Annotated in this window: 1 protein-coding gene; it reads left to right on the top strand. The window is 63.0% G+C overall.

The window, feature by feature from the left end:
• Nucleotides 1-62 precede the first annotated feature (62 nt).
• Nucleotides 63-1556, top strand: coding sequence for a polyphosphate:AMP phosphotransferase (gene pap / locus GYA94_RS26160; RefSeq protein ID WP_009681696.1), 1494 nt, complete (start codon nucleotides 63-65; stop codon nucleotides 1554-1556).
• The last annotated feature ends 121 nt before the right edge of the window (nucleotides 1557-1677 follow it).

Genomic DNA, 1677 nt, shown 5'->3' on the forward strand with positions numbered 1-1677 from the left:
CCACTTGCAGCTTGCAGCTTCGAATTCCGCTAGTCTTGGTTATCCATTGAAGGAGCCCATGCATGTTCGAATCCGCCGAAATCGGCCACAGCATCGACAAGGAGGCTTACGACGCCGAGGTGCCCGCGTTGCGCGAGGCCCTGCTCGAAGCCCAGTACGAACTCAAGCAGCAGGCGCGCTTCCCGGTGATCGTGCTGATCAACGGCGTTGAAGGCGCTGGCAAGGGTGAGACGGTAAAGCTGCTGAACGAGTGGATGGACCCGCGCATGATCGATGTGCTGACCTTCGACCAGCAGACCGACGAAGAGCTGGCCCGGCCGCCGGCATGGCGCTACTGGCGGGCCTTGCCGCCGAAGGGGCGGATGGGCGTGTTTTTTGGCAACTGGTACAGCCAGATGCTGCAGGGGCGGGTGCACGGGGTGCTCAAGGATGCCGTGCTCGACCAAGCCATCACCGGGGCCGAACGCCTGGAGCAAATGCTCTGCGACGAAGGTGCGCTGATCATCAAGTTCTGGTTCCACCTGTCCAAGAAGCAGATGAAGGCGCGCCTGAAATCGCTGAAGGACGACCCGTTGCACAGCTGGAAAATCAGCCCGCTGGACTGGCAACAGTCGAAAACCTACGACCGCTTCGTACGCTTTGGCGAGCGCGTGCTGCGCCGCACCAGCCGCGATTATGCACCGTGGCACATCGTAGAGGGGGTCGACCCCAACTACCGTAGCCTGGCGGTGGGGCGCATCCTGCTGGAAAGCTTGCAGGCCGCGCTGGCCAACAACCCCAAGGGCAAGCACCAGGGGAACGTGGCCCCATTGGGGCGTAGCATCGATGACCGCAGCCTGCTGGGGGCGCTGGACTTGAGCGTGCGCCTGGACAAGGCCGATTACCAGGAGCAACTGGTGACCGAGCAGGCCCGCCTTGCCGGGCTGCTGCGGGACAAGCGCATGCGCCGCCATGCCCTGGTGGCGGTGTTCGAAGGCAACGATGCTGCCGGCAAAGGCGGGGCCATCCGCCGGGTGGCCGCTGCGCTGGACCCGCGCCAGTACCGTATCGTGCCGATTGCCGCGCCCACCGAAGAAGAGCGCGCGCAGCCTTACCTGTGGCGCTTCTGGCGGCACATTCCGGCGCGGGGCAAGTTCACCATTTTCGACCGCTCCTGGTATGGCCGGGTGCTGGTGGAGCGGGTAGAGGGGTTCTGCACGCCGGCTGACTGGATGCGCGCCTACAGCGAGATCAATGATTTCGAGGAACAGTTGGTGAACGCCGGGGTGGTGTTGGTCAAATTCTGGCTGGCCATCGACCAGCAGACCCAGCTGGAGCGCTTCGAAGAGCGCGAGCAGATCCCGTTCAAGCGCTACAAGATCACCGAGGATGACTGGCGCAACCGGGACAAATGGGATGACTACGCCCAGGCCGTGGGGGACATGGTCGACCGTACCAGCAGCGAGATTGCGCCATGGACGCTGGTAGAGGCCAACGACAAGCGCTGGGCCCGGGTGAAGGTGCTGCGCACCATCAACGAGGCGCTTGAGGCGGCGTTTGCCAAGCACAAGAAGTAGATTGCCGGGTTTGGCCTCAAGCCATGCTGCAAAAGAATGACCTGATGAATTCTTTTCTCGGCACGTTCCCCCGCACCTACTCAGCAAGCCCGTAGAATCAGGCAATCGCCACCACGGGCTT

This window comes from Pseudomonas juntendi (genome assembly GCF_009932375.1).
GTDB lineage: Bacteria > Pseudomonadota > Gammaproteobacteria > Pseudomonadales > Pseudomonadaceae > Aquipseudomonas > Aquipseudomonas juntendi.